This is a genomic window from Kribbella italica (genome assembly GCF_014205135.1).
Classification (GTDB): domain Bacteria; phylum Actinomycetota; class Actinomycetes; order Propionibacteriales; family Kribbellaceae; genus Kribbella; species Kribbella italica.
The window spans coordinates 5,413,648-5,438,451 of sequence record NZ_JACHMY010000001.1 but is presented as its reverse complement, the minus strand read 5'-3'; the positions used below and the strand labels follow the sequence as shown (position 1 = coordinate 5,438,451).

The window sequence follows — 24,804 nt, the reverse complement described above, 5'->3', positions numbered from 1 at the left end:
CGTGATGAACTAGACACGTGACCCGCGCAGATCTCACCAAACAGCCGCACGACGTCGCCGCGATGTTCGACAACGTGGCCGAGGGCTACGACCGGACCAACGCGGTGGCGACGGTGGGCCTGGAGAAGCTGGTCTGGCGGCCGGCGACGCTGGCCGAGATCGCGCCGCGCAAGGGGATGCGCATCCTCGACCTGGCCGCCGGGACCGGAGCGTCCAGCATCAAGCTGCGCGAGGCCGGTGCCGAGGTGGTGTCCTGCGACTTCTCGGTCGGCATGCTGCGGGTCGGCAAGCGGCGGTACCCCGAGCTCGACCTGATCGCCGGCGACGCGCTGCACCTGCCGTTCGCGGACGACAGCTTCGACGTGGTGACCATCTCGTGGGCGCTGCGGAACGTGAACGACGTCACAGTCGCGCTGCAGGAGATGCTCCGGGTGACCCGGCCGGGCGGGCGGCTCGTCGTACTCGAGCAGTCGCACCCGACCTGGAAGCCGTTCCGGGTGGCCTACCTGGAGTACATGATGCGCGCGGTGCCGGTGGTCGGGCGGCTGGTGTCGTCCAACCCCGAGGCGTACGAGTACCTGGCGGAGTCCACCCGCGCCTGGCTGCCGCAGGAGCCGCTGGCCCGCGCGATCGAGGCGTCGGGCTGGACCCACGTGCAGTGGGCCAACCTCACCGGTGGTCTGGTAGCCATCCACCGAGGCGTGAAGCCGAGTTAATTACGCAAGGAAATCAGGACCTAAATCGCTTGCGGGCAAGGGAGTCCGGGCCGGTTTCGCGTCCTCGTCAGGCAGTCCTAGACTGTCGGGTGACCAGACCTCGTGAAGCGATTCACGATCGTCCGGAGACCAACTGCCCCAACTCCAGGCCGGGATGAGATGAGCCAGAGCGTGCCGCACAGGCAGCAGGCCGAGACCGCTGATGTGATCGTCGTCGGCGCCGGGCCCGCAGGCTCGGCCGCGGCGTACCACCTGGCCAACGCGGGCCTCGACGTCCTGCTGCTGGAGAAGACCGCGTTCCCGCGCGAGAAGGTGTGTGGCGACGGCCTCACCCCGCGCGGGACCAAGCAACTGATCAACATGGGGATCGACATCTCCGAAGAGGCCGGCTGGATCAAGAACTACGGCCTGCGGATCCAGGGCGCCGGGCACCAGTTGCAGCTGGACTGGCCCGACCTGGCCAGCCACCCGAACTACGGGCTGACCCGTAACCGGATGGACTTCGACGACATGCTGGCCCGCCAGGCCGTCAAGGCCGGCGCCCAGTTGCGCGAGCGGACCAACGTGACCGCGCCGATCCTCGACGACAAGGGCTTCATCGTCGGCGTCACCGCCAAGCCGGTCGACGACAACGGCCGCCGGGCCGGCGAGGACGTCGAGTTCCGCGCCCCGCTGGTGATGGCCGCCGACGGCAACTCGTCGCGGCTCAGTGTCTCGATGGGCCTGCACAAGCGCGACGACCGCCCGATGGGCGTGGCCGTGCGCACCTACTTCACCAGCCCGCGCCACGACGACGACTACCTCGAGTCGTGGCTGGAGCTGTGGACGGACGACCCGAACAACCCCGGTCAGCGCAACCTGCTGCCGGGGTACGGGTGGATTTTCGGGATGGGCGACGGCACGGTCAACGTCGGCCTCGGCATCCTGAACACCTCCGACGCCTTCGGCAAGGTCGACTACGCCGACCTGCTCAAGCAGTGGCTGAAGAACACGCCGGAGGAGTGGCAGTTCCGCGACGAGTTCCAGACCATCCCGATCCGGGGCGCGGCGCTGCCGATGGGGTTCAACCGGCAGCCGCACTACACCCGCGGCCTGATGCTGCTCGGCGACGCCGGCGGCATGGTGAACCCGTTCAACGGCGAGGGCATCCCGTACGCGATGGAGTCCGGGGCGTTCGCCGCCGAGGTCGCCGCGCAGGCGCTGCGCCGGCAGCCGAACCAGCGCGAGCGCGCGCTGTCGGCGTACCCGAAGGCGCTGAAGCAGGAGTACGGCGGCTACTACACGCTCGGCCGGGTGTTCGTGAAGCTGATCGGAAATCCGGAGGTGATGCGGCTGTGCACGAAGTACGGTCTGCCGCGCACCACGCTGATGAAGTTCACGCTGAAGTTGCTGGCCAACCTCACCGACCCGCGCGACGGCGACGTGATGGACAAGATCATCAACGGCCTCACGAAGGTTGCCCCGGCGGCGTAAAACCGGCGGGGCGAGTGACGTGAGCCACAGCGGTACTGATAACACAGTGCTGACTCGCAACAGGTAAATCAGGCGGCAGGACGACGCAAGAAGGAGGGAGCACCGACCGATGCACCCTTACGTACCGATCCTCGTGCTCGGCGTACTGGCGGCGATCTTCGTGGCGGGCACCTTGGTGACCAGCGCGGTGGTCGGACCGAAGCGCTACAACCGGGCCAAGCTCGACAGCTACGAGTGCGGGATCGAGCCGACCCCGCAGCCTGTCGGCGGTGGCCGTTTCCCGGTGAAGTACTACATCACCGCGATGCTGTTCATCGTGTTCGACATCGAGATCATCTTCCTCTACCCCTGGGCCGTCGCCTTCGACCAGATGGCACTGTTCGGGCTGATCGAGATGGTCATCTTCATCGCAACCGTCTTCGTCGCCTACGCCTACGTGTGGCGCCGCGGCGGACTGGAGTGGGACTGACCTATGGGTGTTGAGGAACAGCTTCCGGCCGGCGTACTGCTGACCACCGTGGAAGGCCTGTCCGGCTACATGCGGAAGGCCTCGTTGTGGCCGGCAACCTTCGGGCTGGCCTGCTGCGCGATCGAGATGATGACGACGGGTGCGCCGCGCTACGACGCCGCCCGGTTCGGCATGGAGGTCTTCCGGGCGTCGCCGCGGCAGGCCGACCTGATGATCGTGGCCGGCCGGGTGAGCCAGAAGATGGCCCCGGTGCTGCGCCAGATCTACGACCAGATGCCGAACCCGAAGTGGGTGCTGGCGATGGGCGTCTGCGCCTCGTCCGGCGGCATGTTCAACAACTACGCGATCGTCCAGGGCGTCGACCACGTCGTACCGGTCGACATGTACCTGCCCGGCTGCCCGCCGCGGCCCGAGATGCTGCTGGACGCCTTCCTGAAGCTGCACGAGGACATCCAGAACGGCAAGCTCGGCGCGAACAAGAAGGCGCTGCAGGCCGAGCAGGAGGCCGCCGCGCTGACCGCGTCCCCGACGCTTGAACTGAAGGGTCTGCTCCGGTGAGCGACACCCAACCCGAGAACCTTCCCGCGACCACGACGGGCGGCGACGCCCAGACGCCGGCGGCGGAGATCGTCGACCAGCGCGAGGGCATGTTCGGTGTCCGTGGCACCGGTGACACCTCCGGCTTCGGCGGTCTGCGCCGCCAGGTCGCGCTGCCCGGTGGCAGCGCGAAGCCGTACGGCTCCTGGTTCGACGGCGCGACCGAGCGGCTCGAGGGCCTGGTCGGTGACCAGGCGCTGGAGAAGGTCGTCGTCGACCGCGGCGAGCTGACCTTGCACGTACGCCGGGAGCGCCTGGTCGAGGTCGCGCAGCACCTGCGCGACGACGAGGCCCTGCGGTTCGAGTTCTGCTCCGGCGTCAGCGGGGTGCACTACCCGAACGAGACCGGCCGTGAGCTGCACGCGGTCTACCACCTGCTCTCGATCACCCACAACCGGCGGATCCGGCTGGAGGTGTCCTGCCCGGACACCGACCCGCACATCCCGTCGGTGGTGAGCGTCTACCCGGCCAACGACTGGCACGAGCGCGAGACCTGGGACTTCTTCGGCATCATCTTCGACGGACACCCGGCGCTGACCCGGATCCAGATGCCCGACGACTGGCCGGGCCACCCGCAGCGCAAGGACTACCCGCTCGGCGGCATCGACGTCGAGTACAAGGGCGCCGTCATCCCGCCGCCCGACACGCGGAGGTCTTACAACTGATGACCACTACCGACCCCTACGCCGACGCTCGCGACACCACCGAGGGCAAGGTCTTCACCGTCACCGGTCAGGACTGGGACTCCGTGGTCGCCGGCCTCGCCGACGAGCCCGAAGAGCGCATCGTCGTCAACATGGGCCCGCAGCACCCGTCGACGCACGGCGTGCTCCGGCTGATCCTCGAGATCGAGGGCGAGACGGTGACCGAGGCCCGCTGCGGCATCGGCTACCTGCACACCGGTATCGAGAAGAACATGGAGTTCCGCTCCTGGACGCAGGGCGTCACGTTCTGCACCCGGATGGACTACCTGTCGCCGTTCTACAACGAGGCCGCGTACTCCCTGGCCGTCGAGCGCCTGCTCGGCATCGAGGACCAGATCCCCGAGAAGGCCAACGTGATGCGGGTGCTCCTGATGGAGCTCAACCGGATCAGCAGCCACCTGGTCTGCATCGCCACCGGTGGGATGGAGATCGGCGCGCTGACCGTGATGACGATCGGGTTCCGCGAGCGGGAGATGACGCTGGACCTGTTCGAGCTGATCACCGGCCTGCGGATGAACCACGCGTTCATCCGGCCGGGCGGGGTCGCGCAGGACCTGCCGCCGGGTGCCCTGGACAAGATCCGGGACTACATCACCTGGATGAACAAGCACCTGCCGGAGTACGCCGAGCTCTGCAACGCCAACCCGATCTTCAAGGCGCGGCTGCAGGACGTCGGGTACCTGGACCTGGCCGGCTGCATGGCGCTGGGCATCTCCGGCCCGCCGCTGCGCGCCGCGAACTACGGTCTGGACCTGCGCAAGACCCAGCCGTACTGCGGCTACGAGACCTACGACTTCGACGTACCGACCTGGGACACCGCCGACTCGTACGGCCGCTTCCGGGTCCGGCTGCAGGAGATGTGGGAGTCGCTGCGGATCGTCGAGCAGTGCGCCGAGCGGCTGGCCAAGATGGAGGGCGAGCCGGTGATGGTGGCCGACAAGAAGATCGGCTGGCCGAGCCAGCTGGCCGTCGGCAACGACGGGATGGGCAACTCCCTCGACCACATCAAGCACATCATGGGCGAGTCGATGGAAGCCCTGATCCATCACTTCAAGCTGGTCACCGAGGGCTTCCGGGTACCGGCCGGCCAGGCGTACGTGGCGATCGAGTCGCCGCGCGGCGAGCTGGGCTGCCACCTGGTCTCCGACGGCGGTACCAAGCCGTACCGGGCGCACTTCCGTGACCCGTCCTTCGCAAACCTGCAGGCGATGCCGATCCTGTGCGAGGGCGCACAGGTCGCCGACGTGATCGTGGCCGTCGCCAGCCTTGACCCGGTGATGGGTGGAGTGGACCGCTAAATGGCCGAGAACCACGCTACGGCGACCGACAAGCAGGTGCCCTACAGCACCGGCGACTCGAAAATCACAGAGACCACGATCGCGGAGATGCGCGAACTGGCCGCCCGGTACCCGGTCGGCCGTTCCGCGCTGCTGCCGATGCTGCACCTGGTGCAGTCGGTCGAGGGCCGGGTCACCCCCGAAGGCATCGAGGCCTGCGCCGACGTGCTCGGGCTGACCGGTGCCGAGGTCTCCGCGGTCGCCACCTTCTACACGATGTACAAGCGCCGCCCGGTCGGCGACTACCACGTCGGGGTCTGCACCAACACGCTGTGCGCGGTGATGGGCGGCGACCTGATCTTCGAGCGGCTCAAGTCCCACCTGGACGTCGGCAACGACGAGACCACCGAGGACGGCAAGATCACCCTCGAGCACCTCGAGTGCAACGCCGCCTGCGACTACGCGCCGGTGATGATGGTGAACTGGGAGTTCTTCGACGACATGACGCCGGAGTCGGCCACCCAGCTGGTCGACGACCTGCGCGAGGGCACCGAGGTGAAGTCGCCGCGCGGCGCCACCATCTGCACCTGGCGTGAGGCCGAGCGCGTGCTGGCCGGGTTCCCCGACGGCCGGGCCGACGAGGGCCCGACGGGTGGCAAGGCGACGCTGGCCGGTCTCCGGCTGGCCCGCGAGCGCAACTGGACCGCGCCGAACGGCAACCACGGTGGCGGCGGTGCGGCCGCCGAGCAGACGGTCTCGCCCGAGGCCGCCGCCGGCCCGCGGCCCGAGGACCAGCCGGGCAAGGAGTCCGGCACCGGTTCCCCGGCCACCCCCGACTCCCGGAAGGAGGACTGACCATGCTGACCCCGGTACTGTCCGACAACTGGGACCAGATCCGCGCCTGGCAGCTCTCGTCGTACCAGCGCTCCGGCGGGTACGACGCGTTGCAGACCGCGCTGCGGATGCAGCCGGCCGACGTGGTCACCGCCGTCAAGGACTCCGGTCTGCGCGGCCGTGGTGGCGCGGGCTTCCCGACCGGTATGAAGTGGTCGTTCATCCCGCAGGACAACCCGAAGCCGAAGTACCTGGTCGTCAACGCCGACGAGTCCGAGCCGGGCACCTGCAAGGACATCCCGCTGATGATGGCCTCGCCGCACACGCTGGTCGAGGGCGTCATCATCTCGTCGTACGCGATCCGCGCGTCGACCGCGTTCATCTACGTCCGCGGTGAGGTCCTGCACGTCGTACGCCGGTTGCAGCAGGCCGTCGAGGAAGCCAAGGCCGCCGGTTTCATCGGCACCGACATCCTCGGCAGCGGCTACGACCTGGACGTCGTCGTGCACGCCGGCGCCGGCGCCTACATCTGTGGCGAGGAGACGGCGCTGCTCGACTCGCTGGAAGGCCGTCGCGGTCAACCCCGGCTGCGTCCCCCCTTCCCGGCCGTGGCCGGTCTGTACGGCTGCCCCACTGTCATCAACAACGTCGAGTCGATCGCGTCCGTTCCCGCCATCATCAAGAACGGGCCGGACTGGTTCGGCACGATGGGCACCGAGAAGTCCAAGGGCATGACGCTGTACTCGCTGTCCGGGCACGTCGTCCGGCCGGGCCAGTACGAGGCGCCGCTCGGCATCACGCTGCGCCAGCTGATCGACCTGGCCGGTGGGGTCCGCGAGGGCCACGAGCTGAAGTTCTGGACCCCGGGCGGTTCGTCCACGCCGCTGCTGACCAGCGAGCACCTCGACGTACCGCTGGACTACGAGGGCGTCGGCGCGGCCGGCTCGATGCTCGGCACCAAGGCGCTGCAGATCTTCGACGAGACCGTCTGCGTGGTCCGCTCGGTGCTGCGCTGGACCGAGTTCTACAAGCACGAGTCCTGCGGCAAGTGCACGCCGTGCCGTGAGGGCACCTGGTGGCTGGTCCAGATCCTGGAGCGGCTGGAGAAGGGTCAGGGCAGTGAGGCCGACCTCGAGACGCTGCTGGACCTGAGCGACAACATCACCGGCCGCTCGTTCTGCGCGCTGGCCGACGGTGCGACCGCGCCGATCACCAGCTCGATCCAGCACTTCAAGGACGAGTACCTCGCGCACTTCACCCACGGCGGCTGCCCGTTCGACCCGATGGCGTCCACCGTCTTCGCGACCGCTGGAGCAACCGCATGACCATCCAAGCCAACCCCCCGTCGGGCGCCGAGGTCGAGAAGGTCGACCTCGTCACCGTGACCATCGACGACATCGAGGTCAAGGTCCCGAAGAACACCCTGCTGATCCGGGCGGCGGAGAAGGCCGGGATCCAGATCCCGCGGTTCTGCGACCACCCGCTGCTCGACCCGGTCGGCGCCTGCCGCCAGTGCCTGGTCGAGATCCCGGACGCCGGCAACGGCCGGGGGATGCCGAAGCCGCAGGCCTCCTGCACGATCACCGTCGCCGACAACATGGTGGTCCGGACGCAGGTGACCTCGCCGGTCGCGGACAAGGCGCAGCACGGGATCATGGAGTTCCTGCTGATCAACCACCCGCTGGACTGCCCGGTCTGCGACAAGGGCGGCGAGTGCCCCCTGCAGAACCAGGCGATGACCAACGGGAACGGCGAGAGCCGCTTCGACGCGGTCAAGCGGACCTTCCCCAAGCCGATCAACATCTCCGCCGAGGTGCTGCTGGACCGCGAACGCTGCGTGCTCTGCGCCCGCTGCACCCGGTTCTCCGAGCAGATCGCCGGTGACCCGTTCATCGCGCTGATCGAGCGCGGCGCGCTGCAGCAGGTCGGGATCTACGAGAAGGAGCCGTTCGAGAGCTACTTCTCCGGCAACACGATCCAGATCTGCCCGGTCGGCGCGCTCACGAGCGCGGCGTACCGGTTCCGCTCGCGGCCGTTCGACCTGGTGTCGGTTCCGTCGGTGGCCGAGCACGACGCCTCCGGTGCGGCGATCCGCGTCGACTACCGGCGCGGCAAGGTGATGCGGCGGCTGTCCGGCGACGACCCGGCGGTCAACGAGGAGTGGATCTCCGACCGCGACCGGTTCGCGTTCAACTACGCGACCACCGGCGACCGGCTGACCCACCCGCAGATCCGCGAGGACGGCGAGCTGCGGCCGGCGTCCTGGCCGGAGGCGCTGACCTTCGCGGCGGAGAAGCTGGCCGCGGCGCGCGGCAACGCCGCCGTACTGACCGGTGGCCGGCTGACCCTCGAGGACGCCTACGCGTACTCGAAGTTCGCCCGCGTTGCCCTGGGCACCAACGACATCGACTTCCGGGCCCGCCCGCACTCGCCGGAGGAGGCCGACTTCCTGGCCGCCGCGGTGGCCGGTACGGGCATCGGTACGACGTTCGCCGACCTAGAGCGCGCCGGCGCGGTGCTGCTGGCCGGGTTCGAGCCCGAGGAGGAGGCGCCGACGGTGTTCCTCCGCCTCCGCAAGGGCGTGCGCAACCGCGGGACCAAGGTGTTCACGCTGGCGGCGCTGGCTTCCCGAGGGGTCGAAAAGCTCGACGGTGTGGTCGTTTCGACGACACCGGGGACGGAAGCCGCGGTTCTCGGCGATCTGGCGAACCAGGGCGACACCGGTGCGACGGCCAAGGCCGCGCTCGGACCGGACGCCGTGATCATCGTCGGTGAGCGGCTCGCGACCGTGCCCGGTGCACTGTCCGCGGCGCTGCGGCTGGCGCTCGACACCGGCGCCCAGCTGGCCTGGATCCCGCGTCGCGCGGGGGACCGGGGCGCGCTCGAGGCCGGTTGCCTTCCGGGTCTGCTGCCCGGTGGCCGTCTGGTCTCCGACGCTCAGGCCCGGGTCGACCTGCAGGCCGCGTGGGGCGTCGAGAACCTGCCCACCGCGGCGGGCCGGGACACCGGCGAGATCCTGGCCTCGGCCGGATCGCTGCAGGCCCTGGTCGTCGCGGGCGTCGAGATCGACGACCTGCCGGACCCGGCGGCCGCGCTGGCCGCGCTCGAGGCCGCGCCGTTCGTGGTCAGCTTCGAGGTCCGCAGCTCGCAGGTCACCGAGCACGCCGACGTGATCTTCCCCGTCGTACCGCCGGCCGAGAAGGACGGCACCTTCGTGAACTGGGAGGGCCGCGAGCGGCCGTTCCCAGTCGTGCTCAAGGTGCCGGCCGCGATGCCCGACGTCCGCGCGCTGGCCGCGCTGGCCCAGGAGATGGACCTGTCGCTCGGGTTCAGCACCCCGGCCGGAGCCAAGCGTGAGTACGACGAGCTCGGCCGCTGGGACGGCGACCGCGCGCAGGAGCCGACGTACCAGGCCGGTCCGTCGCTCGGCGCGTTCGACTCGACCCGGCTGGCGACCTGGCGGATGCTGATCGACGCCAGCCGCGGCAACGACGGTGAGCCGCACCTGGTCGCGACCGCGCGCATGCCGGTCGCCCGGCTGTCGCTGACGACCGCGACCCGGGTCGGCGTGACCGAGGGCGACGAGCTCGTGGTGAGCACCGACGCCGGCTCGATCCGGCTGCCGGTCGCGATCACCCCGATGACCGACAACGTGGTCTGGCTGCCGACGAACTCGGCCGACTCGCACGTCCGGCGCGCGCTGCACGCCGACCACGGTTCGATCGTGACCATCGCCGGAGGAAACTCATGAGCCTCGTCGTCCCGATGGCCGACGTACCGGATGCCGGGTTCGGCAACGACCCCTGGTGGGTCGTCGGCATCAAGGTGCTGCTGGTCTTCGTCTTCCTGGTCGTGCTCACCCTGTTCAACATCTGGTGGGAACGCCGGGTCGTCGCGCGGATGCAGCACCGGGTCGGCCCGAACGTGCACGGCCCGTTCGGTCTGCTCCAGTCGCTGGCCGACGGTATGAAGCTGATGTTCAAGGAAGACCTGACGCCGAAGGGCGTGGACAAGTTCGTCTACGTCGCGGCGCCGGTGATCGTGTCGATCCCGGCCTTCCTGACCTTCGCGGTGATCCCGTTCGGCCCGACGGTGAAGATCCCGTTCACCGACACCTACACCCGGCTGCAGATCACCGACCTGCCGGTCTCCGTGCTGTACGTGATGGCGATCGCCTCGATCGGCATCTACGGCATCGTGCTCGGCGGCTGGTCGTCCAACTCGACGTACTCGCTGCTCGGTGGCCTGCGCTCCAGCGCCCAGATGATCTCGTACGAGGTCGCGATGGGCCTGGCCCTGGTGACGGTGTTCCTGTTCGCCGGCTCGATGTCCACCTCGGAGATCGTCGCCGCGCAGGGCTCCAACCAGTCGGTCAACCTGTTCGGCGCCGAGATCCCGATCCCCGGCTGGTACGCGTTCCTGCTCTTCCCGTCGTTCGTGATCTACGTGATCTCGATGGTCGGCGAGACGAACCGGGCGCCGTTCGACCTGCCGGAGGCCGAGGGCGAGCTGGTGGCCGGCTTCCTGACCGAGTACTCGTCGATGAAGTACGCGATGTTCTTCCTGGCCGAGTACATCAACATGGCGACCGTGTCGGCACTGGCCACCACGCTGTTCCTGGGCGGGTACCGGGCGCCCTGGCCGATCTCGATCTGGGACGGCGCGAACTCCGGCTACTGGCCGGTGCTGTGGTTCGTCGGCAAGATGATGTGCTTCATCTTCTTCTACATCTGGCTGCGCGGAACGCTGCCGCGACTGCGCTACGACCAGTTCATGAAGCTGGGCTGGAAGATCCTGATCCCGGTCTCGCTGGGCTGGATCGTGCTGGTCGCCACCGTGCGCGCGGTCGGCCGTGAGGTCGAGTTCCAGCGCAACTGGCTGCTGCTGGCCGCCGGTGCGGTCGCGCTGGTCGCGGTGATCACGATGTTCCTGCCGCAGAAGAAGACCGAACCCGAGCCCGAGCCGGACGACGCCGACTTCGACGCGTTCGCCGGCGGGTTCCCCGTGCCACCACCGCTCGTCAGCACTCCGAGCGCGAGCGAGACGGACAGTCGTAGCAAGACTGATAGTCGGAGCAAGGAAGGCAGCCGTGGCTAGCGTCAAAGAATCCCTCTGGGACCCGGTAGCGGGTTTCGGTGTCACCTTCCGGACGATGTTCCGCAAGGTGTTCACCGAGGAGTACCCGTTCGAGAAGAAGCCGACCGCGCCGCGGTTCCACGGCCGGCACCAGCTGAACCGGTGGCCGGACGGCCTGGAGAAGTGCATCGGCTGTGAGCTGTGCGCGTGGGCCTGCCCCGCGGACGCCATCTACGTCGAGGGCGCCGACAACGAAGAGGGTGGGCGGATGTCGCCCGGCGAGCGGTACGGCCGGGTGTACCAGATCAACTACCTGCGCTGCATCCTCTGCGGACTCTGCATCGAGGCGTGCCCGACCCGGGCGCTCACGATGACCAACGAGTACGAGCTGGCCGACCGCAGCCGCGAGTCCCTCATCTACGAGAAGAAGGACCTGCTGGCGCCGCTCCTGCCGGGGATGGAGGAGCCGCCGCACGCGATGCTGCTCGGCACCACCGACAAGGACTACTACCGCGGCCTGACCGGCGCGGCGGTTCCCGCCGAGGGTGGTGGCGACCAGTGACGAGCCTCGTCACCGGCGGCCAGGTCGCGTTCTGGATGCTGGCACCGGTCATGGTGCTGGCCGCGATCGCGATGATCCTGGTCCGCAAGGCGGTGCACTCGGCGCTGCTGCTGGCCACGGTGATGGTCTGCCTGGCCGTCCAGTACGCCGCGCAGGACGCGCCGTTCCTGTTCGCCGTCCAGATCATCGTCTACACCGGCGCCATCCTGATGCTGTTCCTGTTCGTGCTGATGCTGGTCGGTGTCGACGCGTCCGACTCCTTGGTGGAGACGATTCGCGGACAGCGCCTGCTCGCCGGCCTGGCCTTCCTCGGGATCGGCGTACTGCTGGTCTTCGCGGTCGGCAATGCCGTGTACGGCGACCCGGTCGGACTGGGCCAGGCCCAGCCGGACGGCAACCCGAAGGGGATCGCCCAGCTGCTGTTCGGCAAGTACGTGTTCGCCTTCGAGGTGACCTCGGCGCTGCTGATCACCGCGGCGATGGGCGCGATGATGCTGGCCCACCGCGAGCGGCTGACCCGCAAGAAGACTCAGCGCGACCTGTCCGAGGAGCGGATCCGCAAGTACGCCGACCACGGCGTACACCCCGGCCCGCTGCCGACGCCCGGCGTACTGGCCCGGCACAACGCCGTCGACACCCCGGCGCTGCTGCCGGACGGGTCGATCGCGCCGACCTCGGTTTCGCGCGTCCTGCAGGCCCGTGGCACCGTGTTCCCCGAGTCGGAGGAGCGTGACGAGGTGAACGCGGTCCGCCGGATCAGCGAAGGCGACCCCGGTGACCAGGTCCCGACCGAGCCCGAAGGCACGGATCTGAGCGGCTACGGCGAAGGAGACAAGCTGTGACGACCGAGCCGTACATCATTCTGGCGGCGATCCTCTTCAGCATCGGTGCTCTGGGTGTTCTCGTACGCCGCAACGCCATCGTCGTGTTCATGTGTGTGGAACTGATGCTGAACGCGTGCAACCTGGCGTTCGTCAGCTTCGCCCGCCAGCACGGCAATCTCGACGGCCAGATCGCCGCCTTCTTCGTGATGGTGGTGGCCGCGGCCGAGGTCGTGATCGGCCTGGCGATCATCATGGCCATCTTCCGCACCCGTCGTTCGGCCTCGGTCGACGACGCCAACCTGCTCAAGTACTGAGGTAATCACCGATGAGTCATGAGCTCGCGTGGCTGCTGGTCGCGATCCCAGCGGTGTCGGCGGCGATCCTCCTGCTCGGTGGCAAGGCCACCAACGCCTGGGGTCACCTGCTCGGCACCGCGGCGTCGCTGGCCTCCTTCGTCTGCGGTGCTGTCCTGTTCGTCCAGATGCAGGGCAGCGGCGCCGAGGAGCGGTCCGAGACGGTCAAGCTGTTCGAGTGGTTCTCGGTCGGCAGCGTGCACGTCGACGTCACCCTGCTGGTCGACCAGCTGTCCATCCTGTTCGTCCTGCTGATCACGGGTGTCGGATCACTGATCCACATCTACTCGATCGGCTACATGTCGCACGACCCGCGGCGGCGCCGCTTCTTCGCCTACCTGAACCTGTTCATCGCGGCGATGCTGCTACTGGTACTGGCGGCGGACTACCTGCTGGTGTTCGTCGGCTGGGAAGGCGTCGGCCTGGCGTCGTACCTGCTGATCGGGTTCTGGCAGGACCGGCACTCGGCCGCCACCGCCGCCAAGAAGGCGTTCGTGGTGAACCGGGTCGGTGACATCGGCCTGTCGCTCGCGGTGATGAGCATGTGGGCGCTGTTCGGCTCGTCGGCCTTCACCACGGTGAACTCCGGCGCCGAGGGGATGTCGTCGACCTGGGCCACGCTGGTCGGCCTGATGCTGCTGCTCGCGGCCTGCGGCAAGTCGGCCCAGGTGCCGCTGCAGTCCTGGCTGCTGGACGCGATGGAGGGCCCGACCCCGGTCTCGGCCCTGATCCACGCGGCGACCATGGTCACCGCCGGCGTCTACCTGGTCACCCGGTCGCACGCGATCTTCGAGCAGACCGAGGTCGCCTCGACCGCGGTCGTCATCGTCGGAACCGTGACGGTCCTGGCCGGTGCGATCATCGGGTGCGCCAAGGACGACATCAAGAAGGCGCTGGCCGGTTCGACGATGAGCCAGATCGGCTACATGATGCTCGCCGCCGGTCTCGGCCCGGCGGGCTACGTGTTCGCGATCTTCCACCTGATCACCCACGGCTTCTTCAAGGCCAACATGTTCCTCGGGGCCGGCTCGGTGATGCACGGCATGAACGACGACGTGAACATGCGCCACTACGGTGCCCTGCGGACGTCGATGAAGATCACCTTCGCGACCTTCCTGATGGGCTACCTGGCGATCATCGGGTTCCCGGGCTTCGCCGGCTTCTGGAGCAAGGACAAGATCATCGAGGCCGCCTTCGCGGACAACTTCGTGATCGGGTTGTGCGCCCTGCTGGCGGCCGGCATCACCGCGTTCTACATGACCCGGCTGATGATGATGACCTTCTTCGGCAAGAAGCGCTGGGCCGAGGACGTGCACCCGCACGAGTCGCCCAAGGCGATGACGGTCCCGCTGATCGTGCTGGCGATCCTGTCCATCGGCGGCGGTGCGCTGTACTTCGCCGGCGAGTGGATCGTGCACTGGCTCGAGCCGGTGGTCGGGCACGAGGAGCACCACCCGCCGGTCAGCGCGCTGGTGATGACGCTGATCACGGTCGCCGTGGTCCTCGTCGGCGCCACCATCGGGTACCTGCGCTACCGCCAGGAGATCCCGCGCGAGGCGCCGGTCAAGGTCTCGCCGGTCACCACGTTCGCCCGCCGTGACCTGTACGGCGACGCGCTCAACGAGGCGGTCCTGATGCGTCCGGGCCAGTACCTCACCCGGACGCTGGTCTGGCTGGACAACCGGGGCGTGGACGGCTCGGTGAACGGCCTGGCCGCACTCTTCGGCGGTCTGTCCGGCCGGCTCCGCCGGTTCCAGACGGGCTTCGTCCGTTCGTACGCACTCAGCATGGTCTTCGGCGCCGCTCTCGTGGTCGTCGCCCTCCTCGCGGTGAGGTTGTCGTGAACATCGGTTGGCTGACGTATCTGTTGCTCCTGCCTCTCGTGGGAGCCCTGGTCACCCTGGCGGTGCCCAAGGCCAAGGCCCTGCTGGCCAAGCAGGTCGCCCTGGTCTTCTCCCTGCTCACGCTCGTCCTGACCCTGGTGATCGCCGTCGGCTACCACCAGAACGGCGCGGCGGACTACGCGGAGACGCACACCTGGATCGCGGCCTTCGGCGCGCACTTCGCGCTCGGCCTCGACGGCGTCGGACTGGTGCTGCTGGTGCTCACCGCGCTGCTCACCCCGATCGTCCAGCTGGCCTCGTGGAACGACGCGAAGACCGGTCGCTGGAGCGAGAAGTCCTTCTTCGTCTGGCTGCTCGTGCTCGAGGCGCTGTCGCTGGGGGTCTTCGCCGCCACCGACGTGTTCCTCTTCTACGTGCTGTTCGAGGCCACGCTGATCCCGATGTACTTCCTGATCGGTGGCTTCGGCGGCGCGCAGCGCTCGTACGCCGCGGTGAAGTTCCTGCTCTACTCGCTCCTCGGCGGCCTGCTGATGCTGGCCTCGGTGATCGGCCTGTACGTCGTGTCGGCCAAGGCCGGCGACCCGTCGTACCTGCTGACCGACATGATCCAGCTGGACATGTCGCAGAACACCGAGCGCTGGCTGTTCCTCGGCTTCTTCTTCGCCTTCGCGGTGAAGGCGCCGATGGTGCCGTTCCACACCTGGCTGCCGGACGCCGCCGCCGAGGCGACGCCGGGTACGTCGGTGCTGCTGGTCGGCATCCTGGACAAGATCGGCACCTTCGGGATGATCCGGTTCTGCCTGGGCCTGTTCCCGGAGGCCTCGAAGTGGGCCACCCCGGTGGTCCTGGTGCTCGCGCTGATCAGCGTCCTGTACGGCGCGCTGGTGGCGATCGGGCAGACCGACATCAAGCGGCTGATCGCCTACACCTCGATCTCGCACTTCGGCTTCATCGTGATGGGCATCTTCGCGCTCACCTCGCAGGGGCTGACCGGGTCGACGCTCTACATGTTCAACCACGGCCTGTCGACGGCCGCGCTGTTCCTGGTCGCCGGGTACCTGATCTCGCGCCGCGGGTCGGCCCGGATCGCCGACTACGGCGGGGTCGAGAAGGTCGCGCCGGTGCTGGCCGGGACGTTCCTGTTCGCCGGCCTGTCCAGCCTCGCGCTGCCGGGGCTGTCGCCGTTCATCAGCGAGTTCATGGTGCTCGCCGGCACCTTCAGCAAGCACAAGGTGATCGCCGTGATCGCGGTGCTCGGTATCGTGCTGGCCGCGCTCTACATCCTGATCATGTACCAACGCCTGATGACGGGCCCGGTGCGGGACGGGATCGAGAAGCTGAAGGACCTGAACTTCCGCGAGGTGTTCGCGATCGCCCCGCTGGTGCTGCTGATCGTCGGCTTCGGGATCTACCCCAAGCCGGTGGTCGACATCATCAAGCCGGCGGTGGAGTCGACGATGCAGATCGTGGGCGTCACCGACAAGGCCCCTGAGATCCCCGTGACGGAGGGACAGAAGTGAGTGCAGTGCTGACGGCGCAGGTTCTGCCGCTGGCGGACTTCGTCGCGCCGAAGATCGAGTACAACGAGCTGATGCCGTTGTTCGTGGTCTTCGGTGCGGCCTGCCTCGGCGTACTGGCCGAGGCGTTCCTCCCGCGCACCTGGCGTCACCTGGTCCAGGTCGCGATCGCGATCGTCGGCGTGGTCGTGGCCGGCGTACTGACCGTGCTGCTGATGGCCGACGAGAAGAAGCTGGTCGCGGCCGAGGGTGCGATCTCGGTCGACGGCCCGGCGCTCTACACCTGGGTGATCCTGCTCGCGCTGACGCTCATCAGCCTGCTGCTGTTCGCCGAGCGCTCGGTCGACGGAGGCCTGTCGGCGTTCGCCGGCCAGGCGGCCGCCGTACCGGGCAGTGAGGCCGAGCGCGAGGGCACCGCGGCCAAGGTCGAGCACAGCGAGGTCTTCCCGCTGACGATGTTCGCGATCGGCGGCATGATGCTGTTCGCGTCGGCCAACGACCTGCTGGTGCTGTTCGTCGCGCTCGAGGTCTTCTCGCTGCCGCTGTACCTGCTCTGCGGACTGGCCCGGCGCCGCCGGCTCATCTCGCAGGAAGCGGCGATGAAGTACTTCCTGCTCGGCGCGTTCGCCTCGGCGTTCCTGCTGTTCGGCATCGCCTTGATCTACGGGTACGCCGGCACGATGTCGCTGGGCGGCATCGCCGACGCGCTGACCACCCAGACCGGTGGCGACGCGATCCTGCTGGCCGGGACCGGTCTGCTCGGGGTCGGCCTGCTGTTCAAGGTCGGCGCCGTGCCGTTCCACTCGTGGACGCCGGACGTCTACCAGGGCGCACCGACGCCGGTCACCGGGTTCATGGCGGCCTGCACCAAGATCGCCGCGTTCGTCGGCCTGATGCGGGTCTTCTACGTCGCCCTCGGCGGGACCCGCTGGGACTGGGCGCCGATGATGTGGATCGTCGCGATCCTCACCATGGTGGTCGGCTCGATCGTCGCGATCACCCAGACCGACGTGAAGCGGATGCTGGCCTACTCCTCGATCGCGCACGCGGGCTTCCTGCTGACCGCGTTCATCGGGCTGGCCCAGGCCGGCAGCGGCGTCCTGAACGGGATCACCTCGACCCAGGCGGTGCTGTTCTACCTGGTCACCTACGGCTTCCCGACCATCGGTGCCTTCGCCGTCGTCACGCTGGTGCGCGACGCGGGCGGCGAGGCGACCCACCTGTCCCGGTGGGCCGGACTGGGCAAGAAGTCGCCGCTGCTCGGCGGCATCTTCGCCTTCTTCCTGCTCTCCTTCGCCGGCATCCCGCTGACCGCGGGCTTCACCGGCAAGTGGGCCGTGTTCACCGCGGCCTGGACCGGTGGCGCGTGGCCGCTGGTCGTGATCGCCGTGCTCTGCAGCCTGGTCGCCGCGTTCTTCTACGTCCGCGTGATCGTGCTGATGTTCTTCTCCGACCTGCCGGACGACGCTCCGGACGTGGTGCTGCCCGGGTGGCAGACCACGACCGCCGTCGCCCTGGGTCTCGCCGCCACGGTGGTGCTCGGTCTGGTTCCCGGACCGATGCTCGACCTGGCGGCCCGTGCGGGTGAGTTCATCCGTTGAGTCCGACTCCGCTGCCGGCCGAGAGCCTGGGATTCGCGTTCGCCGACGAGGCGCTCGAGTCCCGGGTTCGTGCCGGGCTGGAACGGGTCGAGCAGGCGCTGCGCGACTCCACCCAGTCCGAGGCGCCGTTCGTCACCCAGGCCGCCCAGCACGTCATGGTTGCTGGAGGCAAGCGGTTTCGGCCGCTGCTGGTCCTGCTGGCCGCGGAGTTCGGGCCTCACCCTGAGGCCACCGAGGTCGTCGACTCGGCCGTCGTGGTCGAGCTGACCCACGTCGCGACGCTGCACCACGACGACGTGATGGACGAGGCCGCGCTGCGTCGCGGTGCGTCCACGGCCAACGCGGCCTGGGACAACTCGGTCGCGATCCTGGCCGGGGACTGGCTGTTCGCCCGCGCCTCGGACCTGGTCGCTTCGCTCGGGCCGGAAGCGGTCCGGATCCAGGCCCGGACCTTCGGCCGCCTGGTCGAGGGCCAGATCCGGGAGACGCTCGGCGTCGGCGAGGGACAGGACCCGCTGGCGCACTACCTGTCGGTGGTCGCCGACAAGACCGGCTCGTTGATCGCGACGTCCGCTCTCTTCGGGGCCCGGTTCGCCGGTGCGTCGGACGAGGTGCAGGAGGCGCTGCGGGCCTTCGGCGAGGTGATCGGCGCGGCGTTCCAGCTGGCCGACGACATCCTCGACATCACGGCGGAGTCCGGCCAGTCCGGCAAGACTCCCGGTACGGACCTCCGCGAGGGCGTTCCCACGCTTCCGGTGCTGATCTTCGAGGCGCAGGCCGATCTGTCCAAGCCCGAGGACGCCCGCCTGGCCGAGCTTCTGGCCGCCGACCTCACCGACGACGACCGCCTGGCCGAGGCGTTGGCTGCCCTGCGGGCGCATCCGGCGCTGCAGCAGGCCGAGGACGACGTACGCCGTCGAGCTGACGAGGCCCGCAAGCTCCTGGCCGGCCTCCCCGAGGGCATCGCCCGCGACGCCCTCGAATCCCTCTGCGACTTGGTCGTCACGCGCTCGGTCTGACCCCTGCCGGAGTGAGCAGTGCCTCCTCTACCCGGGCACGCCGCTGCTGTCCGTCTGCGTGACGATCAGCAGTCCCACTTTCCGTCGTGAAGACGATCTCGCGCACCTGATCGGCCTGCCCTCGGCTCAGCACCACGGCGGTCACTGCACCCGGCACCACCAGCCCAGGATCCTCGGCCGCCTGCTTGACCAGCTCCGGCCACCGCCGGCTGTGGTTGGCCATGCTGGCCTCCCGGACGACCCGCTTCCGGTCCTCCTGCCCGCGCCGCGCGACCTCCTCCGGCACGTCGAGCATGATCAGGTGGACGGGGAGGCCCGCCGTACGGGCAGCCCACCCGATCAACCGCCGCGCCACCGGCCGGGTCGCGCAGTCGTGGATCACCAGCGGGCCACCCCGCCGGATCGCCAGCACCACGCGCACGTAGTACGTCAGGTGCACGAGCGGCCGCCACACGCCGTACGGCACACCCCCGAGCACCGGCCGCCACTCGTCCCGCGTGGTCGCGGAGTCCAGCACCCGCACCGCGCTGGCCGCCGGAAACACCCGCCGCAGCAACGTGCTCTTCCCGGCCCCCGGAATCCCCGCCAGCACCACCACCGACTCCGCCGGGTACGCCAACACCCCGGCCGCCACCGCCGTACTCGTCACAGCACCTCCCATCACCGCTTTGCACGATGGTGACGCACAGCTCTGAGAACTTCCTTGGAATCAACTGAGAGTGGCTTTCGCCGGACGACGCCCCGGTCACACCGACGCCGTCCGGCTGCCCTGCTGCTGAGCTACCGCGCGATCCAGGTGGGGCTTTCGACGTAGTGGTTGTCGTAGGTGTCGGAGGTGGTGGCCAGGACGGCGGGGTCGGTGTCGCCGCGGTAGACGCCTTCGAGGAGGCGGTAGTAGTCGAAGCGGGGCTTGGCGTGGGTGAGGACGAAGAGCACCTCGGCGGTCGAGTCGCCGGCGGCTTCGAAGGCGTGCGGGGTGTTCGGCGGGACGACGAGGAAGTCGCCCGCGTGCAGGGTGGTGAGGGTTTCGCCGGTGAGGACGCGGAGGTTGCCGGTGAGGACGTAGAAGAGTTCGGACGCCTCGCGGTGCAGGTGCGGGGGAGCGCCTTCCTTGCCGGGCTGGAAGGTCGAGCGGTGGCTGGTCAGGTGGCCGTTGGTGGCGGGGGTGTCGGCGAGCAGGGTGACGCCGCTCGCGGACAGGACCTCGGCGTCGGTGCTGCGAACGATGATCGGTGCGGACATGGTGTACTCCTGATCTAGATGATTGATGTCCAGAATTGGACGATGACTCGATGGTGCGTCGAGCGCCGTACGGACGACGCTCAGGACCTCAGGTTGGCGAACCAGGCGCGGGTGCTCTCCGGCGTCCGCGGGAACGTGTGCTCGACCTCGGCGACGATGTCGGCGATCGTGCGGGCCGCCAGCTCGCGGCGGTAGACGAGCTCGGCCTGGCGCATCGCGGTCGAGACCAGGCAGGTCTTGCGGTAGTCGGCCTTCGGGTCGGCGCCCGGTCCCGCCTTGAGGATCTCGGTGCAGCGGAAGGCGTCCTCCGGTCCGTCGATCGCGACCACGACGTCCAGGAGTGTGATGTCATCCGGCTGCTTGGCCAGCTGGAAACCGCCCTTCGGTCCCGAGGTCGACGACATGATGCCGGCCCGGGAGAGTGCCTGGAGCTGCTTGTTCAGGTAGGCCGTGGGGAGGTCGTAGAAGGCGGCGAGCTTCTTCGCGGTGACGGTCTCACCGGGGATCCAGCACAGGTTCACGCAGCTGTGCAGGGCCCACTCGACGCCCTCGTTCATCTTCATAACCTAGATCCTAAATGTCCAGAATAGGCGTGTCAAGATCGCTGCATGGGCTCCGACGTAGCAGACATGAACGCACAGACGAGGTATCCGCGGGTGGTCGACCGGGCCACCTTCCAGGAGCAGATCGACGAGCTGCGGGTGCGGGAGAAGGCGCACCAGCGGGAAGGCGACGCGATCGCGGCCGCGCGGCGGCGGTTGCCGATGGTGGAGGTCGACGCCGGTGCGCAGCTGACCGGCCCCGACGGTCCGACCACGCTGCTCGACGCCTTCGAGGGGCGGAATCAGCTGATCGCGTACTACTTCATGTGGCATCCCGGGCATCCGGCGTCCTCGCAGTGTGAGGGGTGCACGTGGTGCACGACGCACGTCGCGGAGCTGTCGTACCTGCACTCACGGGACATCACGTTCGCCGTCCTCGCGCAGGGCCCGTACGACGAGAGCCGGCGCTACCGGGACTTCATGGGGTGGACGATGCCGTGGTACTCCGCCGATCCGTCCAAGGCCGAGCTGCTCGTCGGGCGGACGGTCGGGATGATGCACCTGGTCTGCTACGTCCGCGACGGCGACCGGGTCTTCGAGACCTGGTGGACGACCAACCGTGGGGTCGAGGTGATGGACAACAGCTACTCACTGATGGATCTCACGGTGTACGGGCGGCAGGAGCAGCACGAGGACTCGCCGGAGGGCTGGCCGCGGGAGTGGGGCGCCGAGGAGAAGCCTGACCTGCATCAGGTCAACGGCCGCCCGACCGCCCAGTGGTCTCGCTTGGAGGCTGGGCGATCGGACGACCTCACGAACTGACTCGTTGCCTTCGGCAACCTCGTGCCAGAAACAGAGGCGAGGTTGCCGAGCAGCAATTCTCCGAAGGGACGTCAGCTGCCGACGCGGCCGTTGTCCTTGCGCCAGACGCAGGCGATCGCGGGGCGCGGGTAGTTGTGGGTGTGGGGCCAGGTGGAGGCCGGCTTCTCGAAGGTCGCGTCGTCGGTCTCGCCGGGGTGCTGGACGGCGACGAAGGCGGTCTTGTCGTCCTCGGAGATCAGCGGGCCGCAGGCCTCGGAGGCGAAGGGGACGGACAGGAACTGCTTGACCTGGCCGCGCTTCGGGCCGGCGACCGGGACGGTGAAGATGCCGTCGTTGGAGCCGAGCACGTTGCCGTCGGTGGAGATCCACAGGTTGCCCGACCCGTCGAAGGCGACGTTGTCGGGGCAGGAGATCGGGCTGACCTTCGACTTGTCGTAGCCGCCGAAGTAGGTCTCCTGCGCGGCCGGGTCGCCGCAGACCAGGAACAGGGTCCAGAAGAAGCCGGTCTTGGCCGCGTCGTCGCCCTCCTCGCTGAGCTCGAGGACGTACCCGTTGCGGTTGCCGGCCTTCTCGATCAGCGGGCCGCCGAGGGTCTCCCGGACGTGGGACTTGACGATCGGGTTCGGCTCGTCGCCGGGGAACTTCGCGCCGCGGTTGTCGTTGTTGGTCAGCGCCGCGTAGACCCGGCCGTTGACCGGGTTGCGCTCGATGTCCTCGGGCCGGTCCATCCGGGTCGGGGCGACCTTGTCGGCGGCGAGCCGGGTGTTGATCAGGACCTCGGCCACCGACATCCCGTCGACGAACGACTTCTTGTCCGTGGTCAGCGGCAGCCAGGTGCCGGTGCCGTCGTACAGGCCGTCCTCGGCGCCGTCACCGGTGAACTTGGCGACGTAGAGGGTGCCCTCGTCGAGCAGCTTGAAGTTGCGCTTGCGGTTGTCCGGGTCGTACTTGCCGGCCGAGACGAACTTGTAGATGTACTCGCCCTTCTCGTCGTCGCCGAGGTACGCCGCGATCCGCCCGTCGGCGGTGATCGTGGTGGTCGCGCCCTCGTGCTTGAGCCGGCCGAGCATGGTGCGCTTCTTCGGCGCCGCCTGCGGGTCGTACGGGTCGACCTCGACGATCCAGCCGGCCCGGAACACCTCGGTCGGCGTCTTGGTCAGGTCCCAGCGCTTGTCGACCTGGCTCCACTCACGGGCCGACTTGGTCACCGTGGTCGGGACGCCGTACCGCTTGTAGCTGTCGACGTACTCGGCCGGGATCGCGCCGGTGACGTCGTAGTAGCCGTTGAAGTTCTCCTCGCCGGACAGGATCGTGCCCCACGGGGTGACCCCGCCCGCGCAGTTCCCGAAGGTGCCGTAGGCAACCTTCCCGACGCGCTTGTCGGCGGCGGCCGGGCCGGTGACCTCGAACTTGGTGTTCGCGGTGATCCGGCGGTTGTAGCGGCCGCCGTCGGGGTCCCGGCGCCAGCGGCCGCTGCGGCCGACGCGCTCGATCTGCACGACCGACATACCGTGCGCGGCCAGTCCGATCTCGGCGATCGTCTTGGTGCCGTACCGGCCGGTCGGGAACATCAGGTACTCGTCGGTGTACTCGTGGTTGCAGACCAGCAGCGCCTTCCGCTCGTCCTTGAGCGGCACGATCATCGTGTAGTCGTTGTTGTAGCCGAACTGCTTGGCCTGCGCCTCGGGCGTCTGCTTGTTCACGTTGAACTTCGGCGCGTTGCGCTCGACCGGGTCGCCCCAGGCGATGATCACGGCCTGGTCGTAGCCCTTCGGGACGACGATGTCGTCCTTGCGGTTCGGCGGTACGACGCTGTGGCTGAGCTCGCCGTGCGGTCCACCGAAGCCGGGGAAGGCGCCGTTGCCGCGGTCACCGCTCAGGGCCGAGGAGAAGTTGGCCGCGGCGGGCAGGTTCGCCGCGAGCGTCGCGACCCCGGCGCCGGCCACTCCGGCCGCGCCGAGCTTCAGCATGCCGCGCCGGGAGAAGCTGCTGCGGGCAACGGTCTGGAAGTCCTCGTTGTCCGAGGTGTTCGGCGTTGCGTGGTCGCACTGGTTGGCACACTTCAGCGCGCAGGTGCGGTAGGTGCGCGACCCGTGACGGGTGCCGATCTGGCTGATCAGCGGCAGGAACTTGGGGCTCACTTCGCGGCTCTCCGGTTCTCGCGGGGGATGTTCGGCAGTCGCCGCGAGGCTAGGGATCCGAAACGGGAGCGGGGTGAAGGTCAGGTGAACGTCACAAGGCTTAGGTTGCCCTTAGTAGCCAGCAGGAGTCGAAGCGTCACGCAGCGGTAGCAGCGACATCCGGTACGACGGCCCGCCGGCGCCGGACCAGGCCGTCCCACGTGAACAGCGCCAGCGCGATCCAGACCAGCCCGAACCCGGCCCAGCGCATCGTCGACATGTGCTCGTTGAACAGCGTCACTCCGACCACGAACTGCGTGATCGGCGCGATGTAGTTCAGCAGCCCGAGCGTGGTCATCGAGACCCGCGTCGCGGCCGACCCGAACAGCAGCAGCGGTACGGCGGTGATCGGCCCGCTCAGCAGCACCAGCGCGAGGTACCCGCCGCCGTGCTCGGTCACCGTCGAGTGGCCCTGCAGCGACATCACCACGATCGCGATCACCGCGACCGGCGCCATCGTCGCCGACTCCACCGCCATGCCCTCCAGGGCACCGGCACCGGCCTTCTTCTTGAGCAGCCCGTAGAACCCGAACGAGAAGGTCAGCGCGATCGCGATCCACGGCGGCCGTCCGGCCTCGACGGTCAGCCCGACCACCGCGACGAACGCGATCGCGAGCGCGGTCCACTGGATCGCCCGCAGCCGTTCGCCGAGCACGAAGACGCCGAGCAGGACGGTGAACAGGGGCGTGATGAAGTACCCGAGCGAGGTCTCGACGACCCGGTTCTGCTCGACGCCCCAGATGTAGACGCCCCAGTTGACCGAGATCAGGACCGCACCGCCGACCAGCGGCCAGCGGCGCCGCGGCTCGGCGAGGAGCGCGCGGACCTGCCCGTAATGCCGCAGTACGACGACCAGCAGGGCGATCGAGACCAGCGACCAGACGATCCGGTGAGCGAGCAGCTCGATCGCGCCGGAGTGGTCGAGCTCGCGCCAGAAAAGCGGGAAGAGTCCCCACAGCACGTAGGCGGCGAAGCCCTGGAGGAAACCCTTGCGCTGCTCTGACACGTCGTGAGCCTAAGGTGTGTCGCCCGATTCCGCGCCTACTGCGGGGCACTCGGCACGGCATCTCGCCGAGCACCTCCTCGCTACGGCGCGGAATCGGGCGACACACCTTCGCCCTGAGTCAGGATCGTACAAAGACTTTGCTCATG

Annotated in this window: 23 protein-coding genes; 18 read left to right on the top strand and 5 right to left on the bottom strand. The window is 68.6% G+C overall.

Annotated elements, in window-relative coordinates:
• Positions 1-17: 17 nt before the first annotated feature.
• The 17 genes from HDA39_RS25385 to HDA39_RS25305 all read left to right on the top strand — a co-directional run bounded on the left by HDA39_RS25385 (position 18) and on the right by HDA39_RS25305 (position 18,866).
• Complete coding sequence (locus HDA39_RS25385; RefSeq protein ID WP_184799107.1) at positions 18-716, top strand: demethylmenaquinone methyltransferase; 699 nt, start codon at positions 18-20, stop codon at positions 714-716.
• A 159-nt stretch (positions 717-875) separates the two neighbouring features.
• A complete protein-coding gene (locus HDA39_RS25380) occupies positions 876-2,189 on the top strand; it encodes a geranylgeranyl reductase family protein (RefSeq protein WP_184799105.1) in 1,314 nt (437 codons plus the stop codon).
• A 109-nt stretch (positions 2,190-2,298) separates the two neighbouring features.
• The gene (locus HDA39_RS25375) at positions 2,299-2,658 is read left to right on the top strand and encodes an NADH-quinone oxidoreductase subunit A (RefSeq protein WP_184799103.1); all 360 of its coding nucleotides are present in this window, start codon (positions 2,299-2,301) and stop codon (positions 2,656-2,658) included.
• Between the two features lie 3 nt (positions 2,659-2,661).
• Positions 2,662-3,216 carry a NuoB/complex I 20 kDa subunit family protein gene (locus HDA39_RS25370; RefSeq protein WP_184799101.1) on the top strand — a complete coding sequence of 185 codons (555 nt, stop codon included), beginning with the start codon at positions 2,662-2,664 and terminating at the stop codon, positions 3,214-3,216.
• Positions 3,213-3,920 carry an NADH-quinone oxidoreductase subunit C gene (locus HDA39_RS25365; protein ID WP_184799099.1) on the top strand — a complete coding sequence of 236 codons (708 nt, stop codon included), beginning with the start codon at positions 3,213-3,215 and terminating at the stop codon, positions 3,918-3,920. The genes HDA39_RS25370 and HDA39_RS25365 overlap by 4 nt, the downstream gene beginning before the upstream one ends.
• Complete coding sequence (locus tag HDA39_RS25360; protein ID WP_184799096.1) at positions 3,920-5,257, top strand: NADH-quinone oxidoreductase subunit D; 1,338 nt, start codon at positions 3,920-3,922, stop codon at positions 5,255-5,257. Before HDA39_RS25365 ends, HDA39_RS25360 begins: the two co-directional genes overlap by 1 nt.
• Positions 5,258-6,091, top strand: coding sequence for an NADH-quinone oxidoreductase subunit NuoE (nuoE, locus tag HDA39_RS25355; protein WP_202893119.1), 834 nt, complete (start codon positions 5,258-5,260; stop codon positions 6,089-6,091).
• Between the two features lie 2 nt (positions 6,092-6,093).
• Positions 6,094-7,395 carry an NADH-quinone oxidoreductase subunit NuoF gene (gene nuoF, locus HDA39_RS25350; RefSeq protein ID WP_184799094.1) on the top strand — a complete coding sequence of 434 codons (1,302 nt, stop codon included), beginning with the start codon at positions 6,094-6,096 and terminating at the stop codon, positions 7,393-7,395.
• Positions 7,392-9,821, top strand: coding sequence for an NADH-quinone oxidoreductase subunit G (locus HDA39_RS25345; protein ID WP_184799092.1), 2,430 nt, complete (start codon positions 7,392-7,394; stop codon positions 9,819-9,821). The genes nuoF and HDA39_RS25345 overlap by 4 nt, the downstream gene beginning before the upstream one ends.
• Positions 9,818-11,167, top strand: coding sequence for an NADH-quinone oxidoreductase subunit NuoH (nuoH, locus tag HDA39_RS25340; RefSeq protein WP_238356142.1), 1,350 nt, complete (start codon positions 9,818-9,820; stop codon positions 11,165-11,167). Before HDA39_RS25345 ends, nuoH begins: the two co-directional genes overlap by 4 nt.
• A complete protein-coding gene (gene nuoI / locus HDA39_RS25335) occupies positions 11,160-11,708 on the top strand; it encodes an NADH-quinone oxidoreductase subunit NuoI (protein ID WP_184799090.1) in 549 nt (182 codons plus the stop codon). Before nuoH ends, nuoI begins: the two co-directional genes overlap by 8 nt.
• 35 nt (positions 11,709-11,743) lie before the next feature.
• Entirely contained in the window at positions 11,744-12,550 is an 807-nt protein-coding gene (locus HDA39_RS25330) for an NADH-quinone oxidoreductase subunit J (protein ID WP_202894094.1), read from the top strand.
• On the top strand, positions 12,547-12,846 hold the full coding sequence (gene nuoK, locus HDA39_RS25325; RefSeq protein ID WP_184799086.1) for an NADH-quinone oxidoreductase subunit NuoK: 300 nt from the start codon (positions 12,547-12,549) through the stop codon (positions 12,844-12,846). The genes HDA39_RS25330 and nuoK overlap by 4 nt, the downstream gene beginning before the upstream one ends.
• Positions 12,847-12,857: 11 nt before the next feature.
• Entirely contained in the window at positions 12,858-14,729 is a 1,872-nt protein-coding gene (gene nuoL / locus HDA39_RS25320; protein ID WP_184799084.1) for an NADH-quinone oxidoreductase subunit L, read from the top strand.
• Complete coding sequence (locus HDA39_RS25315; RefSeq protein WP_184799082.1) at positions 14,726-16,249, top strand: NADH-quinone oxidoreductase subunit M; 1,524 nt, start codon at positions 14,726-14,728, stop codon at positions 16,247-16,249. Before nuoL ends, HDA39_RS25315 begins: the two co-directional genes overlap by 4 nt.
• Positions 16,246-17,847: an NADH-quinone oxidoreductase subunit NuoN gene (gene nuoN / locus HDA39_RS25310; RefSeq protein ID WP_184799080.1), complete on the top strand. Its 1,602-nt coding sequence runs from the start codon at positions 16,246-16,248 to the stop codon at positions 17,845-17,847. The genes HDA39_RS25315 and nuoN overlap by 4 nt, the downstream gene beginning before the upstream one ends.
• Positions 17,844-18,866, top strand: coding sequence for a polyprenyl synthetase family protein (locus HDA39_RS25305; protein WP_273482248.1), 1,023 nt, complete (start codon positions 17,844-17,846; stop codon positions 18,864-18,866). Before nuoN ends, HDA39_RS25305 begins: the two co-directional genes overlap by 4 nt.
• On the opposite strand, the gene HDA39_RS25300 is transcribed toward HDA39_RS25305, so the two are convergent.
• From HDA39_RS25300 to HDA39_RS25290, 3 genes are all read right to left on the bottom strand, one after another.
• Positions 18,850-19,515, bottom strand: coding sequence for an AAA family ATPase (locus HDA39_RS25300; protein WP_337925888.1), 666 nt, complete (start codon positions 19,513-19,515; stop codon positions 18,850-18,852). The two genes, HDA39_RS25305 and HDA39_RS25300, sit on opposite strands and share 17 nt — an antisense overlap.
• Positions 19,516-19,646: 131 nt before the next feature.
• Positions 19,647-20,108, bottom strand: coding sequence for a cupin domain-containing protein (locus HDA39_RS25295; protein WP_184799076.1), 462 nt, complete (start codon positions 20,106-20,108; stop codon positions 19,647-19,649).
• Between the two features lie 80 nt (positions 20,109-20,188).
• Positions 20,189-20,671, bottom strand: a complete 483-nt coding sequence (locus tag HDA39_RS25290; protein ID WP_184799074.1) for an RrF2 family transcriptional regulator — start codon at positions 20,669-20,671, stop codon at positions 20,189-20,191.
• Positions 20,672-20,737: 66 nt separating this feature from the next.
• Between HDA39_RS25290 and HDA39_RS25285 the strand changes: the two genes are divergently transcribed.
• A complete protein-coding gene (locus HDA39_RS25285) occupies positions 20,738-21,472 on the top strand; it encodes a DUF899 family protein (protein WP_184799072.1) in 735 nt (244 codons plus the stop codon).
• A gap of 71 nt (positions 21,473-21,543) precedes the next feature.
• Here HDA39_RS25285 and HDA39_RS25280 read toward each other — a convergent pair whose 3' ends face one another.
• Positions 21,544-23,613, bottom strand: a complete 2,070-nt coding sequence (locus HDA39_RS25280) for an alkaline phosphatase PhoX (protein ID WP_184799070.1) — start codon at positions 23,611-23,613, stop codon at positions 21,544-21,546.
• A gap of 136 nt (positions 23,614-23,749) precedes the next feature.
• Complete coding sequence (rarD, locus tag HDA39_RS25275; protein ID WP_184799068.1) at positions 23,750-24,658, bottom strand: EamA family transporter RarD; 909 nt, start codon at positions 24,656-24,658, stop codon at positions 23,750-23,752.
• Between the last annotated feature and the right edge of the window lie 146 nt (positions 24,659-24,804).